Annotated in this window: 21 protein-coding genes; 17 read left to right on the top strand and 4 right to left on the bottom strand. The window is 59.5% G+C overall.

The genetic code is table 11. The features are described 5' to 3' along the window. Positions 1 to 127: 127 nt before the first annotated feature. The 6 genes from NIM86_RS11050 to NIM86_RS11025 all read left to right on the top strand — a co-directional run bounded on the left by NIM86_RS11050 (position 128) and on the right by NIM86_RS11025 (position 4,345). Positions 128 to 991: a peptidylprolyl isomerase gene (locus NIM86_RS11050; RefSeq protein ID WP_253382089.1), complete on the top strand. Its 864-nt coding sequence runs from the start codon at positions 128 to 130 to the stop codon at positions 989 to 991. Between the two features lie 166 nt (positions 992 to 1,157). Beyond that, on the top strand, positions 1,158 to 2,399 hold the full coding sequence (argJ, locus tag NIM86_RS11045; RefSeq protein ID WP_253382087.1) for a bifunctional glutamate N-acetyltransferase/amino-acid acetyltransferase ArgJ: 1,242 nt from the start codon (positions 1,158 to 1,160) through the stop codon (positions 2,397 to 2,399). Further along, positions 2,380 to 3,189, top strand: a complete 810-nt coding sequence (locus NIM86_RS11040) for a GNAT family N-acetyltransferase (protein WP_253382085.1) — start codon at positions 2,380 to 2,382, stop codon at positions 3,187 to 3,189. The genes argJ and NIM86_RS11040 overlap by 20 nt, the downstream gene beginning before the upstream one ends. Then, positions 3,186 to 3,599, top strand: a complete 414-nt coding sequence (locus NIM86_RS11035; RefSeq protein WP_253382083.1) for a (deoxy)nucleoside triphosphate pyrophosphohydrolase — start codon at positions 3,186 to 3,188, stop codon at positions 3,597 to 3,599. Before NIM86_RS11040 ends, NIM86_RS11035 begins: the two co-directional genes overlap by 4 nt. Positions 3,600 to 3,793: 194 nt before the next feature. Beyond that, complete coding sequence (locus NIM86_RS11030; protein WP_253382081.1) at positions 3,794 to 4,126, top strand: hypothetical protein; 333 nt, start codon at positions 3,794 to 3,796, stop codon at positions 4,124 to 4,126. 45 nt (positions 4,127 to 4,171) lie between these two features. Further along, positions 4,172 to 4,345, top strand: a complete 174-nt coding sequence (locus tag NIM86_RS11025) for a Flp family type IVb pilin (protein ID WP_253382078.1) — start codon at positions 4,172 to 4,174, stop codon at positions 4,343 to 4,345. Here the strand turns inward: NIM86_RS11025 and NIM86_RS11020 are convergent. Next, positions 4,342 to 5,187, bottom strand: coding sequence for an SAM-dependent methyltransferase (locus tag NIM86_RS11020; protein WP_253382617.1), 846 nt, complete (start codon positions 5,185 to 5,187; stop codon positions 4,342 to 4,344). The genes NIM86_RS11025 and NIM86_RS11020 overlap by 4 nt on opposite strands. Positions 5,188 to 5,296: 109 nt before the next feature. On the opposite strand from NIM86_RS11020, the gene NIM86_RS11015 reads away from it, so the two are divergent. The 4 genes from NIM86_RS11015 to NIM86_RS11000 all read left to right on the top strand — a co-directional run bounded on the left by NIM86_RS11015 (position 5,297) and on the right by NIM86_RS11000 (position 7,773). Then, complete coding sequence (locus tag NIM86_RS11015; protein WP_253382075.1) at positions 5,297 to 6,136, top strand: ComF family protein; 840 nt, start codon at positions 5,297 to 5,299, stop codon at positions 6,134 to 6,136. A gap of 72 nt (positions 6,137 to 6,208) precedes the next feature. Beyond that, entirely contained in the window at positions 6,209 to 6,469 is a 261-nt protein-coding gene (grxC, locus tag NIM86_RS11010) for a glutaredoxin 3 (RefSeq protein WP_253382074.1), read from the top strand. A gap of 8 nt (positions 6,470 to 6,477) precedes the next feature. After that, positions 6,478 to 7,311: a carbon-nitrogen hydrolase family protein gene (locus NIM86_RS11005; RefSeq protein ID WP_253382072.1), complete on the top strand. Its 834-nt coding sequence runs from the start codon at positions 6,478 to 6,480 to the stop codon at positions 7,309 to 7,311. Between the two features lie 6 nt (positions 7,312 to 7,317). Next, a complete protein-coding gene (locus NIM86_RS11000) occupies positions 7,318 to 7,773 on the top strand; it encodes a DUF1178 family protein (protein WP_253382070.1) in 456 nt (151 codons plus the stop codon). A gap of 7 nt (positions 7,774 to 7,780) precedes the next feature. Here the strand turns inward: NIM86_RS11000 and ubiG are convergent, their stop codons facing one another. Then, positions 7,781 to 8,527: a bifunctional 2-polyprenyl-6-hydroxyphenol methylase/3-demethylubiquinol 3-O-methyltransferase UbiG gene (gene ubiG, locus NIM86_RS10995; protein ID WP_253382068.1), complete on the bottom strand. Its 747-nt coding sequence runs from the start codon at positions 8,525 to 8,527 to the stop codon at positions 7,781 to 7,783. Positions 8,528 to 8,737: 210 nt separating this feature from the next. On the opposite strand from ubiG, the gene NIM86_RS10990 reads away from it, so the two are divergent. From NIM86_RS10990 to clpB, 6 genes are all read left to right on the top strand, one after another. Then, positions 8,738 to 10,012 (top strand): aspartate kinase, encoded by a 1,275-nt coding sequence (locus tag NIM86_RS10990; protein ID WP_253382066.1) that lies wholly within the window; start codon positions 8,738 to 8,740, stop codon positions 10,010 to 10,012. A 68-nt stretch (positions 10,013 to 10,080) separates the two neighbouring features. Beyond that, on the top strand, positions 10,081 to 12,342 hold the full coding sequence (gene ptsP, locus NIM86_RS10985) for a phosphoenolpyruvate--protein phosphotransferase (protein ID WP_253382064.1): 2,262 nt from the start codon (positions 10,081 to 10,083) through the stop codon (positions 12,340 to 12,342). Positions 12,343 to 12,347: 5 nt separating this feature from the next. Further along, on the top strand, positions 12,348 to 13,418 hold the full coding sequence (gene prfA, locus NIM86_RS10980) for a peptide chain release factor 1 (protein WP_253382615.1): 1,071 nt from the start codon (positions 12,348 to 12,350) through the stop codon (positions 13,416 to 13,418). Next, positions 13,415 to 14,272: a peptide chain release factor N(5)-glutamine methyltransferase gene (gene prmC, locus NIM86_RS10975; RefSeq protein ID WP_253382062.1), complete on the top strand. Its 858-nt coding sequence runs from the start codon at positions 13,415 to 13,417 to the stop codon at positions 14,270 to 14,272. The genes prfA and prmC overlap by 4 nt, the downstream gene beginning before the upstream one ends. A 334-nt stretch (positions 14,273 to 14,606) precedes the next feature. After that, positions 14,607 to 15,389 carry a DUF4167 domain-containing protein gene (locus NIM86_RS10970; RefSeq protein ID WP_253382060.1) on the top strand — a complete coding sequence of 261 codons (783 nt, stop codon included), beginning with the start codon at positions 14,607 to 14,609 and terminating at the stop codon, positions 15,387 to 15,389. A 251-nt stretch (positions 15,390 to 15,640) separates the two neighbouring features. Further along, positions 15,641 to 18,244 (top strand): ATP-dependent chaperone ClpB, encoded by a 2,604-nt coding sequence (gene clpB, locus NIM86_RS10965; protein ID WP_253382058.1) that lies wholly within the window; start codon positions 15,641 to 15,643, stop codon positions 18,242 to 18,244. A gap of 69 nt (positions 18,245 to 18,313) precedes the next feature. On the opposite strand, the gene NIM86_RS10960 is transcribed toward clpB, so the two are convergent. Then, positions 18,314 to 20,332: a bifunctional diguanylate cyclase/phosphodiesterase gene (locus NIM86_RS10960; RefSeq protein ID WP_253382056.1), complete on the bottom strand. Its 2,019-nt coding sequence runs from the start codon at positions 20,330 to 20,332 to the stop codon at positions 18,314 to 18,316. Positions 20,333 to 20,585: 253 nt separating this feature from the next. Between NIM86_RS10960 and NIM86_RS10955 the strand changes: the two genes are divergently transcribed. After that, a complete protein-coding gene (locus NIM86_RS10955; protein ID WP_253382054.1) occupies positions 20,586 to 21,959 on the top strand; it encodes a L,D-transpeptidase in 1,374 nt (457 codons plus the stop codon). A 62-nt stretch (positions 21,960 to 22,021) separates the two neighbouring features. Here NIM86_RS10955 and NIM86_RS10950 read toward each other — a convergent pair whose 3' ends face one another. Beyond that, a complete protein-coding gene (locus NIM86_RS10950) occupies positions 22,022 to 23,977 on the bottom strand; it encodes a M23 family metallopeptidase (RefSeq protein WP_253382052.1) in 1,956 nt (651 codons plus the stop codon). Between the last annotated feature and the right edge of the window lie 410 nt (positions 23,978 to 24,387).

Raw genomic sequence — 24,387 nt, 5'->3', positions numbered from 1 at the left:
CGCGTTGGTGGCGGAGAGATAAGAGTGGCCCTATGTGTTGTCAACGCTCGCACCCTGCGTGCCAAGGCGCGCAAACGGTCCATCGGGCCACTATGGAAGCGCCATTCAATCAGTCCGGAGCCTTTACATGATTTCCCTGCGCCCAGCCCGCATTCTTCTTGCCGGCGTCGTTCTTGCTGCAAGTGTCACCATACCCGCTTTCGCGCAGGAGGAGAACGAGACCGTCGCCACCGTCAACGGATCGCCGATTACTCGTCAGGAGCTGGATATGGCGATGGGTGAACTCGGTCCCCAATTCGCTCGAATCCCGGAAGACAAGCGTGATGCCGCGGCTCTGGCTGCTCTCATCGAGATCAAGCTGATGTCCGGCAAGGCGCGTGAAGCCGGTCTGGACAAGGATGAGGAATTTCAGCGCAGCATCGCTTTCATGACGGAGCGCGCATTGCACGGCTTCTATATGCAGAAGCAGCTGGCTGACGAGATTACCGATGGGGACGTCAAGGCGCTCTACGATGAGCGCGTCGCCGATATGCCGAAGCAGCAGGAAGTCAAAGCCCGGCACATTCTCGTAAAGACCAAGGAGGATGCCGAAGCGGTGATCGCCGAGCTTGAAGGCGGGGCCGACTTCGAGGCCGTCGCCAAGGAAAAGAGCACCGGGCCTTCAGGCCCTTCCGGCGGCGATCTCGGCTATTTCCGGCCCGGACAGATGGTGCCGGAATTCGAACAGGCGGCATTCGCGCTGGAAACAGGATCTATCACGAAGGAGCCTGTCCAGACGCAGTTCGGATTTCACGTCATCAAGGTGGAAGACAAACGGAATGTGAAGCCGCCGGAGTTCGAGCAGATCAAGGATCAGCTGCGCAATGAACTTCTCGTCAAGCGTTACACCGACGCCGTGAAGACCGAGCGGAGCGAAGCGACTGTCGAGATCAGCGACCCTGCCTTGCAGACGGAGCTGAAAGCCCTGGAAGCGACGAAAGAAGCCGAATAGGTCTTATCGGGCGGCGGCCTTACCGAAGACTCTCTTGCAAGCCGGCATCCTTGGATGCCGGCTTTTTGCTGATCGCTTTTCGCCGGTGGCGTGCTTGCAACTTGACGAGGCGTCGGGCAAATCTGCCGCCGAACCCGTCGCCTTCGCTTCATTTGAAAGTCGCTGTATGAGCTCCGCCGTCTCTCCGCTTGCCCCGAAAGCCTTTCCTGCCATGCCTCCGATCGGCGGCGTTCGGATAGCGACGGCGGAAGCGGGCATCAAATATCGCGGACGAACCGATCTGATGGTGATGATTTTCGATGAAGATACCCAGATCGCCGGCACTTTTACCCGGTCGCGATGCCCGTCCGCGCCGGTGGATTTCTGCCGAGCCAATCTAAAGCACGGGACAGCTCGCATTCTCGTCGTCAATTCGGGAAATGCCAACGCGTTTACCGGGCGCAAGGGGCGTGAGTCGACGGAGGTGACAGCCTTGGCCGCTGCCTCCGCAGTCGGGTGCTCGCCAAGCGAAGTGTTTCTCGCATCGACGGGCGTGATCGGGGAGCCGCTCGCCGCCGACCGTTTTTCCGGGCTCCTGTCCGGCATGGCCGAGAAGAGCGTCGCCGATGGCTGGCTGGAAGCCGGCAAGGCGATCATGACCACCGATACCTATCCGAAATACGCGACAGCCAGCGTCGCCATTGGCGATCATCTGGTCACCTTGAACGGGATTGCGAAGGGCGCAGGTATGATCGCGCCGGATATGGCCACGATGCTGTCTTTCGTTGCAACCGATGCGCCAATCGAAGCGCCTGTTCTACAGACTTTGCTGTCGGAAAGCGTTGGCGGCAGCTTCAATTCCGTGACGGTGGACAGCGACACCTCGACCTCCGATACGCTTTTGCTGTTTGCAACGGGCACCGCAGCGGATGCCGGCGCTCCGAGGATCACCAGCGCGGACGATCCGCTTCTTGACGGGTTTCGCGGCGCGCTCGACGCCATGCTGAAGGATCTGGCGAGGCAGATCGTCAGAGACGGTGAAGGCGCGCGCAAGGAAATCGAGGTCCGAGTCAAAGGCGCTCAGAGCGACGTCTCCGCCCGAACCATCGCCTTGTCCATCGCCAATTCACCGCTCGTCAAGACGGCAATCGCCGGAGAGGACGCCAATTGGGGCCGTGTCGTCATGGCGGTCGGTAAGGCCGGCGAACCCGCTGACCGTGACAGGCTCGCGATCTATTTCGGTGATATTCGCGTGGCGCATGAAGGGGAGCGCGATTCATCCTATTCAGAGGACGATACATCCGCTTACATGCAAAACGATACGATCGTCATCACAGCCGATATCGGCATCGGGAACGGTGAGGCGACAATCTGGACCTGCGATCTGACCAAGGAATATGTCGCAATCAATGGCGACTACCGGAGCTGACACCGTAGCGATGAACAGTCCGACCGTTCCCCGCGCCCCACTAACTGTCGCGCGCCGCTTCACGGCGGCGGGCGCCCAGGCCTGGCCGGCGGAAACGCTCCATTATGATGGGGCTTGGGCGGTGCGCCTTTCCAGCGATTGCGCCGCCAAGCGGCAGAACTGCGTCACCCCGCTCGATCCCAGCGATGATGCCGATATCGATATGCGCCTAAAAAGGGTCATCGAACGATTTGCCGATGCGGGCAAGCGGCCACGCTTTCTTATCTCCCCCCTCGCGTCGCAGCGGATATTGGATTCGCTAATCGAGCGAGGCTGGACGGCGGAAGCCCGCACGACAATCCAGTCGCGTTCGGTCGACGATTGGAACGACGATAATGCGCCGGAATTGCGCCGCGTGAAGGCGGAAGAATTCGTCGCCGCTCACGCAGCTATCGGCGCGCGTTCGATCGAGCGGGGAGACGATCTGCGCGCGGTTCTGGCGCGCATCGAACCGCCAAGTTTCCTTTTTCTGCTTGAACGGGACGATCACCCTGTCGGCAGCGTCGTTTGCGTACGCCAGGGCGACATGATTGGCAGTTTCGAGCTGAATGTCAGTAAGGATGTAAGGGGCAAAGGGCTTGGCAAGGAGCTGATCTCCGGCGTTCTGTCCTGGGCGAAAAAGCGCAAGGCCTCCGGTGTCTGGGAACAGGTCGAGGCCGACAACGCGGCTTCGACGGCTCTTTCGCGCTCGCTCGGCTTCGAACCGGTCTATGACTATTTCTATATGAGTTCCCCGGACGCCACCCAATGACGAAGACCGACGCGCGCATTCTGCTGGTCGTCGCTTGCGCTTTGGTCGATGCGGATGGCCGTGTGCTGCTGACGCAGCGGCCCGAGGGCAAGGCGCTGGCCGGGCTGTGGGAATTTCCCGGCGGCAAGATCGATTCCGGCGAGCGGCCCGAGGACGCGCTGATCCGCGAACTGGACGAGGAGTTGGGTATCGTGACGCAGGCCGCTTGCCTGGCGCCGCTGACCTTTGCCTCCCACGCTTACGAGGACTTTCATCTCCTGATGCCGCTCTTCGTCTGCCGACGCTTCTCGGGCACGCCGGTAGGACGTGAGGGACAGGCGATCAAGTGGGTGAGGCCGAACGCGTTGCGCGATTATCCGATGCCGCCGGCGGACGAGCCCCTGATCCCCATTCTTCAAGATTTGCTCTGAGATCCTTGCGAAGGCGCGGAGCCACGACCTTGACAACCTGCCGATCGCCCAATTCGCCATAGCCTGTTTCAAACGCCGCCATGGACGAATAGCGGTTTGAGCATCGAAGGATTAACGAGCTGTTCATGCGCAGATGCAATGATCGAAGAGGTTTCGTCGGCGTTTTTGCCGGCGGACATCTTTGGAGTGGCATAATGAACAGGGGTGTCGATCTAACGCCGCTGAACGACAGGACCGATTCTGCGGTAACGCGGATGGGGTTCGGCATCCTGCGCGCGGCGCTGCTGTTCGGCACTGCAGGGGTCATGCTGGCGCTTTTCCTCGCTCCAATGGCGGATCGGAAGGCCAAGCAATACGCTCAACGGCAACAACCGGCCGCTTTGCGTAACATCGACATGATATCGACCGGTTCGGTCCGCTCGACCGCGCCAAACGGCAATCCCTACATTCTGAGGCGAAGCGTGTTGTCGCCGATGCCGGAAGTGATCTGCCTTCATGCCGCCGGCGAGACAGCGAATGGCTGCTGATGCCGCACTTGCGATAGCAGCATCCATGGTGCCGGGAGCAAATTCGTGACGGGCCTGTTGAGACGATTCCTCGGCGACAATCGTGGCGCCACCGTCATCGAATACGGCCTTTTATGCAGCCTGCTGGCCGTTCTGCTGTTCATCAGCATTCAGGCAAGCGGCGGCCGCGCCATGTCGATCATAAGCGTCGTAGCGTCGGCCATCGGCGGCACGGACTAGGACGTTTCTCCGCTTTTTTCCGCCTGTCGGAGGGCATCGGCAAGGCTCGCTTTCGCCGATCCCGGTGCGAGCGGCTTCTGCTGACTTCGGTCCGGTGCCCATCCACTGAGCCATATCATTTCGAAGACCGCACGGACACGGCCATCGGGATCGCCATTTCTCTCCTGATAGATTTCCGCCGCGCGTCCCAGAATGGCACGCGTCAAAGGTTGCCTGCTCCGCGACGCCAAGGCGTTGGTCGCGCCCATCGACCGCAAATCCGCCATAAGACTGATAAGGCTGTCGTAGCGGACAGTCGTGGTCTGCCTGTCTATCACGGGAAGGGCGAAGCCGACATGTTGAAGCAGCGCACCTGCATCGCGCAGCGCAATCGTTGGGTGAACGCGTGGACTGGCGCCACCACGCTGCTCCGTCTCGGCCAAGAGAAGGGCTTCCCGAAGACCGCCAAGGCTTTCGCCGCCTATGAAGGCTCCCACGAACAGACCGTCCGGCCGCAGCGCATGACGACAGGCGGCGAGATAGCTCGCCGGATCCGCTACATCCTGAAGATCGAGAAAGGAGACGATGAGGTCCGACTGCCCTTTCGGCAGCGCATCTTCCCATCCCTCCACGTGAGCATCGACCGCATCAATGCTTGTTTCGCCATGACCGAGTTTGCGCAAAAGCGGAACGAGGTCCGACCCCCGAGCGCCAACCAGCTTCACGGTCGGAAAGGTGCGTGTGACGCTTTGCAGGCGGTCATCCAAATCTTCGGCAACCAGTTCGGCAAGAAAACCAGCTCCTTCGACAGCCATTTTTTCGGCTCGGCGGCGGCGTCTACGAACCTGTGTGCTGTCGAACATGATGAATAGATTTCCTGACGATTGCCGCGTCGGTTCCTGAGTGCCAGAGTAGCTAGCGAGGCGAAGTCCACCCCGCAAGCCCATGCGCTGAGCACGGATCGAATTGGCCATGACCGAACCATCTGAAATCTGGTTGCCGCCTGGGGCGGCCTCCCCGGCTCAGACGCAGGACCCAGTCGAACGCGGCGGGTCAGGTGCCGGCATACGGCGCTTCGTCGCCGCTATCGGCCATTCGGTTGCTCAGACGGTTTTTCCGCCCTCCTGCCTTGAATGCGGACGCATTGTCAGCGCTCCGGGCACATATTGTCCTGAGTGCTGGCCACATCTGAAGGCAATCGAAGCGCCTGTCTGTCCGGTCCTCGGTACGCCATTCAGCGTCGAACTGGGCGCGGGCATCGTTTCCGCCGAGGCGCTGGCCGACCCTCCGGTTTTTCGCCGCGCGCGGGCGGCGGTCATCCATGACGGACCGGCGCGTGGTCTGATCTCGGCGCTGAAATACCACGACCGGACCGATCTGGCCCGGTGGATGGCGGGCTGGATGGTGCGGGCAGGCGGCGATTTGCTTGCGGATGCCGATCTGATCGTGCCGGTGCCACTGCACCGCCGGCGGCTGCTCGCCCGCCGCTTCAACCAGAGTGCCGAACTGGCGCGCGCCGTTGCATCGCGAGCGCAAATCCCGCTTCGCCCTGAATGTCTTATCCGCAAACGCGCGACACCCCGACAGGTGGGTCTGACACGTGAGCAAAGGCGGACAAATGTAAGGGGTGCTTTCGAAGTCCCTGCGGATGCTTTTCCGCTCCTTTCCGGCAGACAAGTCCTTTTAATCGACGACGTCTTCACCACAGGCGCGACGGTCACGGCGGCGACGCGCGCTTTACTGCGTGGCGGTGCGGGGGCAGTCGACATACTGACCTTTTCGCGGGTACTCGCGGAGGGCCGAGTGGTCTGAGCAGGCGCATTTGGCGGCAGGTGATGACGTCCTATATGCAGTGCAGCAACAGATGCGATGCAGGAGAAGTATATGCCGCAGATCGATATCTATACCCGCCAATTCTGCGGTTATTCCACCCGCGCCGTGCGACTTCTCAAAAGTAAGGGTGTCGCTTTCACGGAGATCGATATCACCGAGGAGCCACAGCGTCGCCAGGAAATGATCCATCGCGCGAACGGCGCCTCGACCTATCCGCAAGTTTTTGTCGGTGAGCGGCATCTGGGCGGCAGCGACGACATCTATGCGCTCGACCGGCAGGGCAAACTCGATGCCTTGCTGAAAGACGACTGAGGCCAGCGATGGGCTCTTTCAGCGCCGCCTGCTTACAGATGCGATCGAGTCGCGATCCGGCGGTCAATCTGCGCACATTCGAAGACACGGTGCGGGAAGCTGCGAGCTTGGGCGCCGATTATATTCAGACCCCTGAAATGACCGGCATGCTTGTCCGGGATCGCGACGAGTTGCTCAGCAAAATCAGCGACGAAGCGTCAGACCCGCTTGTGGCGAAAGCTGCTGCGCTGGCGAAGCAGCTTTCTGTCCATCTGCATATCGGCTCCACCGCTATTCGGCTGGATGGGGAAAAGGTCGCCAATCGCGGGTTTATTTTCGCGCCGGATGGGTCGCTCATCGCGCGTTACGACAAGATCCATATGTTCGATGTCGATCTTGCCGATGGCGAGAGCTGGCGCGAATCGCGAACCTATCGTCCGGGCGAAGAAGCCATCGTTGCGAGGACGGCGCTGGGTACGATTGGCATGTCGGTCTGCTACGATCTTCGTTTTCCGCAACTCTACCGTGCACAGGCGAGGGCCGGAGCTGAAATTCTTACCGTGCCGGCTGCATTCACCCGCCAAACCGGTCAGAAGCACTGGCACACGCTTCTTCGCGCCAGAGCCATTGAAAATGGCGCATTTGTCATAGCGGCGGCGCAGGGCGGCCGCCATGAAGACGGACGCGAGACATTTGGCCATTCGCTTATCGTCGCGCCGGATGGTGCGATACTGGCCGATGCGGACGGTGATGAGCCTTGCATCGTGATCGCCGATCTTGATATCGGGGCTGTGGCTTCTCAGAGAGCTTCCATCCCGAACCTTACGAATGAGCGTGAATTCTCCCTCAACATCGTGGGCTGACTATCAATGATCCATTATGCCCTTCGCTGTGTCGATGGCCACCAGTTCGATGGATGGTTTCGCTCGTCCAGTGACTTCGATGCACAGAAGCAGCGCGGCTTACTCTCATGCCCGCACTGTCACACGGCATCGGTTGAAAAAACGCTTATGGCGCCAGCGGTGAGGTCGCCGGCTGAGAAAACGGTCGCGCCTGCCGATGCGCCTCAGCCGCAATCGGTCGGTCTGGTCCCTGATGAAAATCAGGCGCAGATGCTGAAGCAGATGGCGAAAATGGTCCGGGAGATGAAGGCGGATGCGACCGATGTTGGCGAGAAATTTGCCGAGGAGGCGCGCCGCATCCATTTCGGTGAGACCGACAAGAAGAAAATCTACGGCTCGGCGAAGGCAGAGGACGTCAAATCGCTGCTCGATGACGGCGTGCCGGTTCTGCCGATCCCCGATTTGCCGGAAGACCAGAATTGAGGGCGATTCAGCTCGGGCGCTCGTAGAGCACCATGTAGTTGACATCCGTATCGCGACTGCGCTGCCAGCTATCGGATAGTGGGCTGTAAAAAACACCGGTAATGTCGCGCCTTAAAAGGCCTTCGCTCGATAGCGGATCATGGATTTCAACCGGGCGAACCAGCTTGTCGTAGGAGTGGGTGCCTTTCGGCAGCCAGCGCAAGACGTATTCAGCGCCGACAATGGCCAGCGCGTAGGCTTTCATCGTCCGGTTGATCGTCGCCACGAACATCATGCCGCCCGGTTTTACCATCTCGGCGCAACGCCGAAGATACAGGTCGACATTGGCGACGTGTTCGACAACTTCCATGTTGAGGATCACGTCGAAGCGTTCGCCTCGATCGGCCAGGGTTTCGGCGGTCGTTGCGCGATAATCGATATCGAGCCCAGATTGTTCGGCATGAATGCGCGCTACCTTGATATTCGTTTCGGAGGCATCTGCGCCGACGACTTCCGCGCCCAATCGACGCATCGGCTCGCACAGCAGACCGCCGCCGCAGCCAATATCCAGTATGCGTAGCCCCTGAAACGGTTTCTCGGCCGTTGGATCGAGATCGAACTGTCTTATGACCTCGTCCCGGATATAGCGTAGCCTGACAGGATTGAACTTATGAAGTGGGCGGAACTTGCCTTTCGGGTTCCACCATTCGGCAGCCATCGCGGAAAAGCGATCCACCTCTGCCGCATCGATCGTCGTTCCGCTTGTCGCGTTCATCTCGGCCATCCTGTTCATATTGATGCTGACATCGGGAAGTTGCGGACTCAAGTCAAGCTGGCGCGCTTGCTTCATTCGGGGCTTTTGGCTATGGAACCGCCGGTCACGCCGGTCTGCCCACCGGCGTGTTTTCTCATGGGCCGGCCTTGGCAAAGCACCCAACCGGTCCGGCCCTGTCGTCCCCGATCCAAAGGGAGAGTTTCGCCCAAAATGGCGCGCATCGTGATGAAATTCGGCGGCACTTCGGTGGCCGATCTGGACCGCATTCATGTCGTCGCGCGCCACGTCAAGCGCGAGGTCGACGCCGGTCACGAAGTGGCTGTGGTCGTTTCTGCCATGGCTGGCAAGACCAATGAGCTGGTTGGATGGGTCGAAAAGATGCCGAAGGTCGCCGGCGCTGGCGCCTCATTCTATGACGCGCGCGAATATGATGCCATTGTCGCGTCCGGCGAGCAGGTGACGAGTGGCCTGCTGGCCATCGCGCTGCAATCGATGGGGGTCGATGCACGATCCTGGCAGGGTTGGCAGATCTCGCTGAAAACCGACAATGCGCACGGCGCTGCGAGAATCGAATCCATCGATGGCGACCGGCTGATCGAGCGAATGAGCCAAGGTCAGGTTGCCGTTGTCGCCGGGTTTCAGGGGATCGGGCCGGATGGCCGCATCGCGACACTCGGGCGCGGCGGATCGGACACGTCCGCCGTTGCAATCGCTGCAGCGGTGAAGGCCGATCGCTGCGACATTTATACCGATGTGGACGGGGTCTATACGACCGACCCCCGGATCGAACCGAAGGCAAAGCGCCTTCCACGCGTAACCTTTGAGGAAATGCTGGAAATGGCCAGCCTGGGCGCGAAAGTTCTTCAGGTGCGTTCGGTCGAACTGGCGATGACACAGGGTGTGCGGACGTTCGTCCGCTCCTCTTTCGAAGATCCCGATGCGCCGGGAATGGGCGATTTCGCCAACCCACCCGGAACGCTCATTTGCGACGAGGACGAGATCGTGGAACAGGAAACCGTGACAGGCATCGCCTACGCCAAGGAAGAGGCCCAGATTTCTCTGCGGCGCGTGGCTGACAGGCCGGGCGTGTCAGCAGCCATTTTCGGGCCGCTCGCCGACGCGAATATCAATGTCGACATGATCGTTCAGAATATCTCCGAGGATGGTGCGGCGACCGACATGACCTTCACGGTTCCGTCCGGCGACCTAGAGCGGGCCGTCAAGATTCTGGAAGACACGAAGGGAACGGTCGGTTTCGACGCCATTCAGAGCGAAGCAGGCCTGACCAAGGTTTCGGTGATCGGTATCGGTATGCGCAGCCATACTGGTGTGGCGGCAACCGCGTTCAAGGCCATGGCCGAGCGTAACATCAATATTCGCGCCATAACGACATCGGAAATCAAGATTTCGATACTAATCGACGGCGCTTATACCGAACTGGCCGTGCGCGCGCTTCATGCGGCTTACGGTCTGGACCGCAAGTAACAGGCCGCTGGCCTTTACGACCGAAATCCATCAATTCAACGAAGCAGGGACAAGAGGAGGGACGAGTCATGACGGACTTCGCGGTCGGCCCACGCGTCCTGCTTCGACGTTTACGCGAGCTCATGGCCGAGCCGCTGGATGCGCAGACCCGGCTCGACCGTATCGTGGCGGAAATCGCTCGCAACATGGTGGCGGAAGTCTGCTCGCTTTACGTCCTCCGCGCCGATGAGGTGCTCGAACTCTATGCCACCGAGGGTTTGAACCCGATGGCTGTCCACCTTGCATCATTGCGTGTCGGGCAGGGCCTTGTCGGTACGATTGCGGCAAGCGCGCGCACGCTTAATCTGCCGGAAGCCGAGAAGCATCCGGCTTTCCGCTACCTGCCGGAAACGGGCGAAGAAGCCTTCTCGTCCTTCCTCGGCGTGCCGGTGCTGCGAGCTGGCCGAACGCTTGGCGTCCTGACGGTTCAGAACAAGACCAAGCGCGTCTATCGGGAAGAAGAGCTGGAGGCGATGCAGACCGTCTCCATGGTGCTCGCCGAGATGATGGCCAGCGGCGATCTGGCCAATCTGTCACGCGCCGGTATCGAACTGGACATGCGTCGGCCCATCACTTTCGATGGCGTGGCGATTTCGGACGGGGTCGGTCTCGGTTACGTCGTTCTTCACGAACCGCGCATCGTCGTGACCAATCTTTTCGCCGAGGATGTCGAGCTGGAAATGTCGCGTCTGCACGACGCGCTTGGCCAGTTGCGCATATCGATCGACGATATGCTCAACCGCGACGAAATTTCGGCGGATGGCGAGCATCGCGCGGTGCTTGAGGCCTACCGCATGTTCGCCCACGATACCGGTTGGGTGCGGCGGCTGGAGGAGGCGGTTCAGAACGGATTGACCGCCGAGGGCGCGGTCGAGAAGGTGCAGAACGATACCCGCGCGCGCATGATCCATGTCGCCGATCCGTATATTCGCGAGCGGATGAACGATTTCGACGATCTGGCCAACCGCTTGCTGCGCCAGCTTGTCGGGGCCGGGCGTGACGCTCTGCTGGCTGCCGACGACAATGTCATTGTCGCGCGGACGATGGGCGCTGCGGAACTTCTGGATTATCCGCGCGACCGCATTCGCGGTCTCGTGCTGGAAGACGGTGCGATCACGAGCCACATCTCTATTGTCGCGCGGGCCATGGGTATTCCGGTTACGGGCCAGACCCGCGGCGTCGTATCCATGAGCGAAAACGGCGACGCGATCATCGTCGATGGCGACGAGGGACGCGTCCATCTTCGCCCGCCGGCAGATCTGGAAAGTCTTTACGCCGAGAAGGTCAGGTTCCGCGCTAAACGCCAGGAGCTCTACCAGGCGCTGCACGATAAGCCGGCACGCACCCGCGATGGCATCGACATCAAGCTGATGATGAATGCCGGGCTCGTCGTCGACATGTCGCAGCTTGAAGAATCGGGCGCGGACGGCATCGGTCTGTTCCGCACCGAGTTGCAGTTCATGGTCGCATCCACCTTCCCGCGGGCGGACCGGCAGGAAGAACTCTACCGCGATGTCATCGAAAAAGCGGGCGACAGACCCATCCTCTTTCGTACGCTCGATATTGGCGGCGACAAGGTTCTGCCGTACTTCCGCAACGCGCCGCATGAGGATAACCCCGCTATGGGTTGGCGGGCGATCCGGCTGACGCTCGATCGCGCTGGACTGTTCCGGACGCAAATCCGTGCTCTGTTGCGCGCCGGACGAGGGCAGACGCTCTCTATCATGTTGCCGATGGTTACAGAAATTACCGAGATCGAGCAGGCGCGTGATCTTATCGAGCGCGAAAAAAATTATCTGACGCGTCACGGTTACGATCTGCCGAGTGAAACGCTGGTTGGCGTGATGCTGGAAGTGCCGTCTCTGATCTGGCAGATGGACCGACTTGCCGGGCTGGTCGATTTCGTGTCGGTCGGCTCCAACGATCTGTTCCAGTTCATCATGGCGACGGATCGCGGCAATCCTGTTGTCGGCGACCGGTACGATGTTCTCTCATGCACTTTTTTGAGGGCGCTCCGCCATATCGTGAAAGAATGCGGGCGGCTTTCGATCCCGCTATCGCTGTGCGGCGAGATGGCGTCACGTCCGATCATGGCTCTGGCGCTTGCCGGTATCGGTTTCCGTACCCTGTCGATGAGCGCGGCGTCGATCGGTCCAGTGAAGGCGACATTGCGTGAGGTCGATCTCGACGATCTCGGCAAGAAGCTGAACGCGGCGATCGATCATTCGGAAAAGCAGAATATTCGCCGCTTCCTGGCCGATTACGCCGAGAAGAACGGGCTGACGCTCTGATCATGATGGAGGCTCTTCCCAAAGCCCGGCTCGACGCTGTGGAAAAGCGATTTCAGATGCTGGAAGCGGAACTGGCCGCCGGGCCGAGCGCCGAGCGTTATGGCAAGGCGGCGGCCGATTACGCCGAACTGGAGCCGGTCGTCGCGGCCATCCGCGAACTGCGTGACGCTCAGTCGGAGCGAGCAGGCGTGGACGAACTTCTGGACGAGGCAGGCGGCGACGCCGAGATGCGGCGGATGGCCGAAGCCGAAGCTGACGCCCTCGATGACCGTATCCAGAAACTGACCGACGCCCTTCGTATTCAGATGCTGCCAAAGGACGAAGCCGACGCCCGCAATGTCATTCTCGAGATTCGGGCGGGAACCGGCGGCGACGAAGCGGCGCTATTCGCCGGCGATCTTTTCCGCATGTATGAGCGATATGCCGCCAGCCAGGGCTGGAAGGTCTCGGTCGATACGATGTCGGAAGGCGAGGCAGGCGGCTTTAAGGAGATCATCGCGGAGGTTTCGGGCCGCGGCGTCTTCGCCAGGATGAAATTCGAATCGGGCGTTCATCGCGTTCAGCGTGTCCCAGCGACAGAGGCCGGCGGACGTATCCACACATCGGCGGCCACGGTCGCCGTTCTGCCGGAGGCACAGGATGTCGACGTCGAGATAAATGACAGCGACATCCGGATCGATACGATGCGTGCTTCGGGCGCTGGCGGACAGCACGTCAATACAACCGATAGCGCCGTGCGGATCACTCATTTGCCGACCGGCATCGTCGTGACCCAATCGGAGAAGAGCCAGCATCAGAACCGGGCGCGTGCGATGCAGATCTTGCGAGCGCGGCTTTATGACGCCAAGCGCAGCCAGGCCGATGCCGAGCGCAGCGAATCCCGCCGCGCGCAGGTTGGCTCCGGCGACCGATCCGAACGTATCCGCACCTATAATTTTCCTCAGGGCCGTGTAACCGATCATCGGATCAATCTGACGCTATACAAGCTGGATCGCGTCATAGAGGGCGATCTGGACGAATTGGTCGATGCGCTGATCGCCGATCATCAAGCGGCGCTTCTGGCCGAAATGGAATGACGCTCGATAAGCTTTTGTCGCGAGTGCGCCAAGTACTGGCCGAGGGTGATGTGAATGATGCCCCCGCTGAAGCGCGCAAGCTCACCCTTGGTCTTTTGGAAATCGCACCGGCTTCCTGGCTGGCCGATCCAGAGCAGCTCGTCGATGACGGTATAGCATCCATTGTGTTGGAGCGGGCGCATCAACGTGCCGAAGGAATGCCTCTTCACCGTATTTTGGGATGGCGTGAATTTCACGGTCTCCAACTGGCACTTTCACACGAAACGCTGGAGCCGAGGGATGATACCGAAGCTATCGTCGACCTCTGTCTGAAGTCTGTCAGGATGGAAAAGCAGGCGGAGTCGGCTTTGCGTATTCTTGATCTTGGCACCGGAACGGGCGCCATCGCGCTGGCGCTGCTGAAAGAGCTGCCGAGAGCTGTCGCGCTCGGTATCGATCTCAGCGCCGATGCATTACAGACAGCGGAAAAAAACGCCTTGAATAACGGGCTGGCGGATCGTTTTTCGATTCGTCAAAGCGACTGGTTCGAAGGTGTGGAAGGTTGTTTCGATCTCATCGTGTCCAACCCGCCTTATATTGAAAGCGGGACGATCGCGGAACTGGACACAACGGTTCGCGACTACGATCCGCACCTGGCGCTGGATGGCGGTTTCGACGGTCTCGACGCCTATCGGATAATTGCCGCAACCGCGTCGTCTCATCTGCGGCCGGGCGGAAAGATCGGGGTGGAAATCGGGCGAGACCAAGAGGACGATGTCGCCGAAATCTTTCAAGCATCGGGTCTTCGATGTGTCGATCGGAACCGTGATTTGAACGGTATTTGGAGGGCCATGCTCTTCCAAATCGCGGAGTAAATGCTTCAAACGGGCATGGGGCTTGGCAAAGCGGAAAAAGGTGATTAAGTTCAATACACCGGATGAATGAAGCAAACGACTTCTGCCATCTCCGGCTTTCAAATTGCAAGCGGGATCAGTGGCGGCAGGTTGGTCGACAATCGTAGGAATTACGCATTGTAGGGCTGGGGGCGTTCGGCGAGAGACCCGAGAGTTAACGGATCCACCGATTGTCTGACGTTTCGTTATGGCAGTCGCAACGAGCATGACGCGCGGCGGGACCGTTGCGTCGGCGCAGGCCGGTGAATGCCGGTTTCCATCCCAATTGTAGGATGAATTCAAAGAAGAGTTATCGATGAGGCCAAACCAGCAAAACCGCCGCAACCGTGGGCGGAACAACAATGGTGGCAATAATCGCAAGGGGCCGAACCCGCTTTCGCGTAGTTATGAAAGCAATGGTCCTGATGTGAAAATTCGTGGTTCTGCCCAGCAGATCGCGGACAAATACGCCACTTTGGCGCGGGACGCGACATCCGCCGGCGACCGCGTGATGGCCGAAAACTATTTTCAGCACGCCGAGCACTACAACCGCATCATTGCGGCTGCCATGGCTGCCAATGCCGAAGCGCAGCGTCAACGTGAGGCGCAGCGCGAAGCGGAAGCATCCGATCGCGATAATGATGACGATTCGGATGAGACGGATCGCGCGGTAGACGCTCGTGGCGACGATTCCGAAAACAAACCCCGGAGGGGCCGGTCGGATAATCGTCGGAACCGCCGCGATGACCGCGCGGACAATGATGATACGGATGGGGACGATGCCGACGCGCCGAACAAGGCTGCGGACGGATCGGACGACGAGAAGATGCCGGCTGCGGCGCAATCTCCGGCTGACATCGTCGCGGAGGCCGAGAAGCGGTCGGGTGGTGGTGAAGAGGCTGCCGAAGACGCGCCTAAACCGCGTCGCACACGCCGAAAAAAAGCTGAACCGGTTGCTGAAGAAGCCGCGGATGCCGAGGGCGAGACGAAGGTTCGGCGAACCCGCCGAACGCGCCGCACTGCGAAAACCGAAGAAGAAGCCTCGTCGGATGGATCGAATGAGGGCAGCGGTGAACTGCCTTTGGCGGCCAATAGCTGAAGCCGATCTTATCAAGCGAATTTTTGAAACCGCGGCGGAGACGCCGCGGTTTTTTGTTGCGGTCAGAATGATGGCTCTGCGGCAGCGATTTTGCCCTGTCACAATTTTGCGATGGGCGGTGTGCACGCGCTTGGAATTGGTCGTCACGACACCCATATCTCTTCTGAAACCGGAAGTGCCTTCAAGGGCTTCCTGTCATTCATCTACCAAACTGGCGCCTGACGGGCCGGGGAGGGGAAGGAGACCGAAAAATGAATATGGAAAAATACACCGAGCGCGTGCGGGGATTCGTGCAGGCGGCCCAGACGGCTGCCGTCACGCGCAACAACCAGCAGCTCTTACCCGAACATCTTCTCAAGGTTCTCATCGACGATGAGGAAGGCTTTGCAGCCTCGTTGATCGACCGTGCCGGTGGAGATTCCAAAGCCGTTCGAATGGCTGTCGATGCTGCGCTGAATGCGCTGCCGCAGGTCGAGGGTTCGGGCGCGTCGCTTTATATGAGCCAGCCGCTCGCAAAGGTCTTTGCAACCGCCGAGGAATTGGCAAAGAAGGCAGGCGACAGCTTTGTCACCGTTGAGCGCCTCTTGACGGCTCTTGCCGTGGAGAAGAGCGCCAAGACCGCCGATATGTTGAAAAAGGCCGGCGTGACGCCGGTTGCACTGAACCGCGCCATTGAAGAGATCCGGCAGGGTCGGACCGCCGATTCCGCATCGGCCGAACAAGCCTATGATGCACTGAAGAAATATGCGCGCGACTTGACGGAAGACGCCAAGGCGGGCCGTCTCGACCCCGTGATCGGGCGAGACGACGAGATTCGCCGGACGATCCAGGTTCTGAGCCGCCGGACCAAGAACAATCCAGTCCTGATTGGTGAACCCGGTGTCGGCAAGACTGCTATCGCGGAAGGTCTCGCCCTGCGTATCGTCAACGGCGATGTGCCGGAAAGCCTGAAGGACAAACGCCTTCTCGCGCTCGATATGGGCGCTCTTATCGCTGGCGCGAAATATCGCGGCGAGTTTGAGGAGCGGCTGAAGGCGGTGCTCTCCGAGGTGCAGGCTGCGAATGGCGAAATCATTCTCTTCATCGATGAGATGCACACGCTCGTCGGCGCCGGCAAGGCCGATGGCGCGATGGATGCGTCGAACCTGCTGAAGCCGGCGCTGGCGCGCGGCGAGTTGCACTGCGTCGGCGCGACCACGCTGGATGAATATCGCAAGCATGTGGAGAAAGACGCGGCCTTGGCCCGTCGTTTCCAGCCGGTCTTCGTCTCCGAACCGACGGTGGAAGACACCATCTCGATCCTGCGCGGTTTGAAGGAGAAGTACGAGCAACACCACAAGGTGCGTATTTCCGACTCCGCTCTGGTGGCCGCGGCAACGCTTTCCAACCGCTACATTACGGACCGCTTCCTGCCGGACAAGGCCATCGACCTTGTCGATGAAGGAGCGTCGCGCCTCCGTATGCAAGTCGATTCCAAGCCCGAAGCGCTCGACGAGATCGACCGCCGCATCATGCAGCTCAAGATCGAACGCGAGGCCCTGAAAAAGGAGACCGACGCAGCGTCCAAGGATCGTCTTTCGCGTCTGGAAAAGGAATTGTCCGATCTGGAAGAGGAAAGCGATTCGCTGACCAGCGCATGGATGGCCGAGAAGGAGAAGCTCGGTCTGGCTGCTGATCTGAAAGGCGAACTCGACGAAGCGCGCAACGAACTGGCCATTGCCCAGCGCTCTGGCGAGTTTCAGAAAGCGGGCGAACTGGCCTATGGCAAGATTCCTGACCTGGAGCGGAAACTTGCAGAAGCGGAGGCCCGTGAAGGCGAAGCCGGATCGATGGTCGAAGAGACCGTAACGCCGGACCACGTCGCAGCTGTCGTTTCCCGCTGGACGGGGATTCCCGTCGACAAGATGCTGGAAGGCGAGCGTGACAAGCTGCTACGCATGGAAGACGAAATCGCCAAGCGGGTCGTCGGTCAGGGCGAAGCGGTTCAGGCGGTCGCTAAAGCGGTGCGCCGCGCGCGCGCTGGCCTGCAGGACGCCAACCGGCCGATCGGCAGCTTCATGTTCCTCGGCCCGACCGGCGTCGGCAAGACGGAACTGACCAAGGCGCTGGCGAACTTCCTGTTCGACGATGAGAGCGCGATGGTCCGCATCGACATGAGCGAATTCATGGAGAAGCACTCCGTCGCACGGCTGATCGGTGCGCCTCCCGGCTATGTCGGTTACGACGAGGGCGGTGTCCTAACCGAGGCGGTTCGCCGCCGGCCCTATCAGGTCGTTCTGTTCGACGAGGTTGAGAAAGCCCATCCGGACGTCTTCAACGTGCTGTTGCAGGTTCTCGACGATGGACGGCTGACCGACAGCCAGGGACGAACGGTCGATTTTCGTAACACGCTGATTATTATGACCAGCAATCTTGGCGCGGAGTTCCTTGTCAATCTAGGCGAGGACGAAGATACCGACGCCGCTCACGATGAGGTTATGGGCGTGGTGAGAGCCGCGTTTAGACCGGAATTTCTCAACCGGATCGATGAGGTCATTCTATTCCACCGTCTGCGGAGGGCCGATATGGGTGCAATCGTCCGCATTCAGTTGGAGAGGCTGGAGAAGCTTTTGGCCGACCGCAAAATCAGGCTGGAACTCGGCGAGGACGCTATCGAATGGCTCGCCGAGAAAGGTTACGATCCCGCCTATGGCGCGAGACCGCTGAAGCGGGTGATGCAGAAGGAACTTCAGGACCCGCTCGCCGAGAAGATTCTTATGGGCGAGATTCTGGACGGTTCAAAGGTTCAGGTCGGCGCCGGGTCGGATCGGCTGACCTTCGACACGGCATCTGTGGGCGCAAAAGAGGCGGCATAACGTCCAGGCGCTTTGCTCATTAACGAGGGCCGCCATTTGGCGGCCCTTTTCGATTCGGGCGTGGCGTGGTCAGCCCGCGGCTTTCCGCGCGACCTGGCTTTCAGCGGCTGCGGTTTCTGCAGGTCTTTTGTCGCTTAGTAAATTCGACACGCTTTTCAGGATGTGACCGTCGACCATGTCGCTGCTCATAGGCTTTGCGTAGAAATAGCCCTGAATTTCGTTGCATCCCGCCAGTTCCGCAGACGCGCGCTGGGCTTCGTTTTCTACCCCCTCGGCGGTCACACGCAGTCGCATCGTATGGCCAAGCGTGGCGATTGTTTCCAGCACGAAGTTCACCGTCTCGCTCTGATCGAGCTGCGAAACCACGGAACGGTCGACTTTGAGCTTGTCGAAAGGAAAACGCCAAAGTGAGCTGAGGCTGGAATATCCGGTGCCGAAATCATCCATGGCGATCTGAATGCCCAATCTCTTGAGCTCATGCAATTGCCGTTCGACAGACGCCACATCGTGGTCGTGTATGAACATGCTTTCGGTGATCTCCAGCTCAAGACGATCGGCCCGAAGACCCGATCGCGATAGTGCGGTTCTCACTGTTTCGACCAGGTCTTTCTCGAATTGCTGAACGGAGAGATTGACCGCTAACTGGAGATCGTCCGGCCATGTCGCGGCTGTCCGGCATGCGCGTTCGAGGATGCAGGCCCCCATTTTCGGCATCAGCCGCAATTCTTCGGCAACCGGAATGAACTGGTCGGGCGAGATATAGTCACCATCGCCGTCCGGCAGCCGGGCGAGTGCTTCGAAACCGCAAAGCGTCCCGGTATTGGCGTCGTGCTGAGGTTGGTAGAACACCTCAATAGTGTTGTCCCGGACAGCGCTGATCAATCTATCACGCAGTTTCTGACGTGAACGGACGAGCTTTTCCATTGCCGGCTCGAACAATGCCGCCTGGTCCTTTCCCTGAGCTTTGGCGTGATAAAGAGCCGCATCGGCGCGGGACAAAACCAAATCGGGAGTTTCGCCGTCAGACATCGTGGCAAGCATGTAAGTGCCAACGCTGGCGGTCACATGAACACTGACATTGCCGACGCGCTTTATTTCCCGAGCCGCTTCGACCATGCGATCCGCCAGGCGTAGCGCCATATTCTCGTCGTCGACATCGGACTGGATCACAGCGAATTCGTCGCCGCCGAGCCTCGCCAGAAGATCGTTTCGCCGCATGGACTGAAGCAGGGCATCGGTGACGGTACGCAACAACTCGTCGCCCACACCATGGCCATAGCGATCATTGACGGTTTTGAATCCATCCAGATCGATCATGTGTATGGCGGTTTTCCCATCTGCCTGTCGCTTGCCTTCCAGTCGATCGGCGAGCCGTTGATGAAACACTTCACGGTTGGCGATGCCTGTCAGACCGTCATGATGCGCCAAGTGGAATGCGCGGTCGCTCGCGTTCTTCTCCTTCTTGAGAAGACGGGCCGTATAAAGGGTATGCATCAAGGCGATAATGCACAGGGCAAGGGTTAGCCCAAGATTTGGATAAAGCGTTTCGGCGAAGATTTGCCGCCGCTCTGTTTGATCGACATATATCTCGACGAGACCGCGGACTTCGCCGTCGCGCATAATCGGCACGAAGGTTTCCGCATAGAAATCGGGCCTATCTAGCTTATCGCGTCCATCCTGGAGTTGGGTAATGCGCTCTCCTTGCAGAAGCCGGGCTGCCAGCTCCGGTTCGTGCTCGAAAAGGTTTTCTCCGTTTTCGGGAAGCCCCTCCACGTCGGAGACCAGCCTGAGGTTGCCCTGCGCATCATAAAGGTTGAAGCGAAAGACGCTGCCTTCCTTGGCAACGATCTCCAAAGTCTGGCGCTGTTCAGCGGTCAAGGGGCGGCGAGAGAGCACCGTCTCCATAAGGTCAGCCTGGACCACAAAAGCGTCGGCCCACTGTTCAACGGTGTGGCTGGCATCGCTATCGAGAAGCTTGTTGACAGATCGAAGAGAATAAAACGTGCTGAAGGCAAAAATAGCGGCTATTGACAGTAGTATCAAATATTTCGTTTTGGCTGACGATGTTTGTGCTTCCATCTCTGCCATCACTACCTCCGCTGCAGCGCTTTCGCCGAAAATATAGCCAAGGCCATTCAATTATATATTAACAAGGCATAATTATCTTTATGAATGGGCATACGCGCCGGGTTTTCGGCCCTGACAACCCGCATTCACATTTCATTCACCATGAATGTCCCAAAAGGGGACATAAGCTGCAACGCTTTGCATCGCTCTGTCGTTTTCATGCCAGGTTCATGTTGTCTCAACCATAAGGTTCGGGATCATTAGGAGATGTTCGATGAAGCGACTGCCTGTTCTAACCGTAGCTGTGGGCGCTTTGGTTCTATCTGCCGCCAATGCTCCAGCGGTTCACGCCCAGATTCAGGCCGATGTCGTGATCGGCCAAAATGGAGAGCGGATTTTCCTAGATCCCAGAACGGGTGAAGTGCTGACGGTACAGCCGCCATCGGCCGTCCGGGAACTGCCGCCGGAACCGCGCTACGAGCCTCTCCCCCGCGAGCGGGACGTCCGCGATATTATCCGATCCGAGCGGCAGGCGGAACGGCAGCGCCAGCGCGATATCCGCCGGGCCATGCGCCTGGAACGCGAACGTACGGAAGAGCGGCTACGTCAAAGGCGCGCCACCATTCAGGAGCAGGTTCCTGTCATACCAGATCCGCAACCGGCCCCCTTGGGGACTGAGACGCTTCCCGAAGCGGTGGCGTCAACAGAGGAGCCAGGCGTGGCGACCGGCACCGTCGGAAATCCGCCTGCGGTTGCCGAACCAAGTGTGGAAGCGCCAAAGGCGGCCAAGCCCGCTTTGGGTGCCGGCAAAATGACCGTTGCAAAAGCGCAGATCCTTCTGGATCGCGTCGGCGCCTCACCCGGCGTGATCGATGGCGTGAAGGGTCAAAATGTTCTCTACGCCATGGATAGCTGGCGCAAGCTGACAGGCGAACTCGTCGATTTCACCGATGAAAGCGCTATCGATGAAGCGTTGGAAGCGCGGGGCGGGGCGGCTTTCGTCGATTATACGATCACGTCGGAAGACGTCTCCGGACCTTATGTCGCCGCGATACCCGCGGACTACGGCGAAAAAGCCGCTATGCCGGGCATGCGCTTTACGTCGGCGCGCGAAGCTATTGCCGAACGTTTCCATATGGACGAGGACTTCCTGAAAAGCCTCAATCCCGGTGTAGATTTCGGTCGTCAGGGTCAGGTCATCCGGGTTGCCAATATTGGGGCGGCTCAATCGGGCAGCGTGTCTCGTATCGTGGCCGATAAGGGGCGGGAACAGGTAATTGCCTATGATTCCTCTGGACGTCTGATCGCGAGTTATCCCGCAACGATCGGGTCATCCGATACGCCGTCGCCGTCCGGTACCGTGAAGGTCGAGCGGATCGCTCTCAATCCAAACTACACATACGATCCGGTGAAGAACTTCAAACAAGGCGAAAATGACAAGATCCTAACGATCCCGCCCGGTCCGAACGGGCCGGTCGGCTCCGTCTGGATTGCCCTCTCCAAGCCGAGTTATGGCATTCACGGCACGCCGGAGCCCAGTAAGATCGGCAAAACATCGAGCCATGGGTGTGTTCGCTTGACCAATTGGGATGCCAAAGAATTGGCCAAAATGGTCGCGCCGGGCACCACGGTGGTGTTCGAGGACTAACGCGAGCGCCATATTCGTCTGGAGCTTGATGGGCGAGCGAGCCGTCCGGCGCAGATGCTTTTTTAATCGACTGCGGCGATCTGCTGCGCTTCACGTTGGCGCAGGATTGCGTCGATCCGTGACTTCTCGGTCTGAAAGCGCGCCAATTCTTCGTCGCTGAGCGTCAGTCCGTTCGGCAGGCGCACCCGCATCGGATCGACCTTCGATCCGTTCACCGACACTTCGTAATGCAAATGGTTGCCGGTCGACAGGCCCGTCGATCCCACATAGCCGATGATCTGGCCCTGCGTGACGCGTACGCCCTTTTTCACGCCCTTGGCGATGGCGCTCTGATGGTTGTAGCTGGTTTTATAGCCGTTGGCGTGCCTTATGACCGTCTGTCGACCGTAGCCGCCAGCCCAACCGGCCTTTTCGATAACACCGTTGCCAGAGGCGATGATCGGTGTCCCACGGGGAGCGGCCCAGTCGACGCCGCTGTGGAGGCGGCTATAGCCGAGGATTGGATGGCGACGCATGCCGAAGCCGGAGCGGAAACGACCGCCGGGACAAGGGTTGCGAATCAGGAACTGCCGGGCCGAACGCCCTTCGGCATCGAAGAAATCCGTTTCTCCTTCGGACGTCGTAAAGCGATAGAATTCCCGTTCGGTCCCGTTAAGTGCGATCTTGGCGTGAAGCAGAATGCTGTCGGGCGTCGCTTCACCCTCGCTATCGGGATGAGAATATAAAACAGCGATCCGATCATTCGGTTTGATCGGCGCCTGGAAATCGACGTCGCCGGACAGAACCCTCAAAAGTTCCTGGGTCATATCTCGGCTAAGGCCTTCGCCTGCTGTCGCCTGCCATATCGCATCGTATGCATCTGGAAGCGTTGCACGGGTCGGTAGTATGGCCGGAGCTTTTGCCAGGCCATCCTCCTGGTCGGCATAAGCAAGTTCCAGCGTTGGCGTCGCGCTGGGTTCCTCGGCAGGGACATACTGGCCGCGATCGTCCAGAGCGACGGTCAGAATGTGTTCGCGTCCGTCATAGAGCGAAGTGCGAACGATCCGACTGTTCGAATTGTTTTCCTCCAGCCCGATTCGCATGATCGAGCCGGCTTTCAATGTGTCGCCGCGAAGCAGTGTTTGAATCGCTTCGACCATGCCTTTGGCATTGGCATCGTCGTAGCCCGCTTTGGTCATGAAGGCCTGGAGGTTGGTTTCCTCCTTCGCCGTCAGAACGCTTTCGCTGAAGCTGGGACGGCCCAGATTGTCCTGGTAGGCGATGGAGACGTTTTCCGGCACGATTCGAGCATTATCGGGAATGGCGCCAAGCATGGCGCTGATCGGGTCGGCTTCACCGAAACGCTGCGGGTTGACGAAGGGCAGAGCCGCGATCTGCGTTTCTCCCTCGGCGACCAGCAGGCCGCCCGTGTCTCTCACAAGGTTCTCCACCTCCTCCACCGAGAGTTCCGCATCGGTATCGTAGCTTTCGCCGTTTAGGGGGAAGTCGGAAAGGCGAAGCGTGACGGCGTTCTCGATTTTCGCGCCGTAAATCTCGCCCGTTGGCTCCGATTCGCTCTTCATTTTGGCGACCGCGAACATCTTCATCGGATCGAAGGGCGGGTAGTTCGTGGACCGGGAATAATTGGCGGCAAGGCGGAGATCGGCATAGGCGAAGCTGGCCATGCGCACGACATCGGTTTTGTTTTCGCGCTGTAGCGTCGCGACCTCGATGCGTTTGTCACTGACCGGCGCGCGAGGTGGTGGCGGTGGCAAGAGCCGGTGCATTCTCGTGACGCTGGCATTGTCGGAGCCATCGTCGCCGCTCCAAAGTTCTGGCGGCGTTGCAAGGATTTCCCGGCCGTCCATCGCGCCAAACAAAGCGACGCCCATGAGAACGCATGACGTCATGCCTGTCAGTACTGTGCCGGAAAGCCAGCGCGCAGAAATCTCCCGACGGTCGCGCACCGAAGCGCTGCCGTCGCCACGAATCGGTGGCTGATCGCCCAGCCAAGTGATGAGTTCGCGCTGTCCTTTCATCCCCGCCCGATCCGATACCTTTTTCAAAGGCGTTTGCCCCACGCCGCGCTTATTGACGGTCTGCCTATTGGTGGCGGCAAGATTGCCGGGCCAACCTTCGAAGTCAATTCAAAGAGGGTTGGCGCGTTATCTCCCACTGCCGCCGATCTGCGCTAAGGCTGGAATGCGGCCCGCTTATGACGCATTGCGCGTGCAAGCCGTTTTGTCACGCGGCTGTCATACGAGGTCACTAGACATCACGAAAGCAGCGCTGACTTAGCGTCACGGCGTCGCGATGATTTTTCTTCATTTTTGGTGTTGACGGTTTTGTGTGGTGGTGCGTATAAGCCGCCCATCGCTGGCGGGGCTGCCGGGTTTGTTGAGAACCTGGTTTTAGGGTCTTGCCAGAAGGGGCGCTGGGTCTTATGTTC

This window comes from Notoacmeibacter sp. MSK16QG-6, assembly GCF_024158145.1.
In the GTDB taxonomy this organism is placed as follows: Bacteria; Pseudomonadota; Alphaproteobacteria; order Rhizobiales; family Rhizobiaceae; genus Notoacmeibacter.
Note: the sequence above shows the minus strand (reverse complement) of the source record. Positions and strands in the feature narration are given on the sequence as shown.

Excerpts from the sequence above, each read along its gene's own strand:
- grxC (WP_253382074.1), top strand. The coding sequence starts at position 6,209 with ATGCCGCAGATCGATATCTATACCCGCCAATTCTGCGGTTATTCCACC.
- ptsP (WP_253382064.1), top strand. The coding sequence starts at position 10,081 with ATGACGGACTTCGCGGTCGGCCCACGCGTCCTGCTTCGACGTTTACGC.
- NIM86_RS10955 (WP_253382054.1), top strand. The coding sequence starts at position 20,586 with ATGAAGCGACTGCCTGTTCTAACCGTAGCTGTGGGCGCTTTGGTTCTA.
- NIM86_RS11035 (WP_253382083.1), top strand. The coding sequence starts at position 3,186 with ATGACGAAGACCGACGCGCGCATTCTGCTGGTCGTCGCTTGCGCTTTG.
- NIM86_RS11020 (WP_253382617.1), bottom strand. The coding sequence starts at position 5,187 with ATGTTCGACAGCACACAGGTTCGTAGACGCCGCCGCCGAGCCGAAAAA.
- prfA (WP_253382615.1), top strand. The coding sequence starts at position 12,348 with ATGGAGGCTCTTCCCAAAGCCCGGCTCGACGCTGTGGAAAAGCGATTT.
- prmC (WP_253382062.1), top strand. The coding sequence starts at position 13,415 with ATGACGCTCGATAAGCTTTTGTCGCGAGTGCGCCAAGTACTGGCCGAG.
- NIM86_RS10960 (WP_253382056.1), bottom strand. The coding sequence starts at position 20,332 with ATGGCAGAGATGGAAGCACAAACATCGTCAGCCAAAACGAAATATTTG.
- NIM86_RS10950 (WP_253382052.1), bottom strand. The coding sequence starts at position 23,977 with ATGAAAGGACAGCGCGAACTCATCACTTGGCTGGGCGATCAGCCACCG.
- clpB (WP_253382058.1), top strand. The coding sequence starts at position 15,641 with ATGAATATGGAAAAATACACCGAGCGCGTGCGGGGATTCGTGCAGGCG.
- NIM86_RS10970 (WP_253382060.1), top strand. The coding sequence starts at position 14,607 with ATGAGGCCAAACCAGCAAAACCGCCGCAACCGTGGGCGGAACAACAAT.
- NIM86_RS11040 (WP_253382085.1), top strand. The coding sequence starts at position 2,380 with ATGGCGACTACCGGAGCTGACACCGTAGCGATGAACAGTCCGACCGTT.
- NIM86_RS10990 (WP_253382066.1), top strand. The coding sequence starts at position 8,738 with ATGGCGCGCATCGTGATGAAATTCGGCGGCACTTCGGTGGCCGATCTG.
- ubiG (WP_253382068.1), bottom strand. The coding sequence starts at position 8,527 with ATGAACGCGACAAGCGGAACGACGATCGATGCGGCAGAGGTGGATCGC.
- NIM86_RS11000 (WP_253382070.1), top strand. The coding sequence starts at position 7,318 with ATGATCCATTATGCCCTTCGCTGTGTCGATGGCCACCAGTTCGATGGA.
- NIM86_RS11005 (WP_253382072.1), top strand. The coding sequence starts at position 6,478 with ATGGGCTCTTTCAGCGCCGCCTGCTTACAGATGCGATCGAGTCGCGAT.
- NIM86_RS11050 (WP_253382089.1), top strand. The coding sequence starts at position 128 with ATGATTTCCCTGCGCCCAGCCCGCATTCTTCTTGCCGGCGTCGTTCTT.
- NIM86_RS11030 (WP_253382081.1), top strand. The coding sequence starts at position 3,794 with ATGAACAGGGGTGTCGATCTAACGCCGCTGAACGACAGGACCGATTCT.
- argJ (WP_253382087.1), top strand. The coding sequence starts at position 1,158 with ATGAGCTCCGCCGTCTCTCCGCTTGCCCCGAAAGCCTTTCCTGCCATG.
- NIM86_RS11015 (WP_253382075.1), top strand. The coding sequence starts at position 5,297 with ATGACCGAACCATCTGAAATCTGGTTGCCGCCTGGGGCGGCCTCCCCG.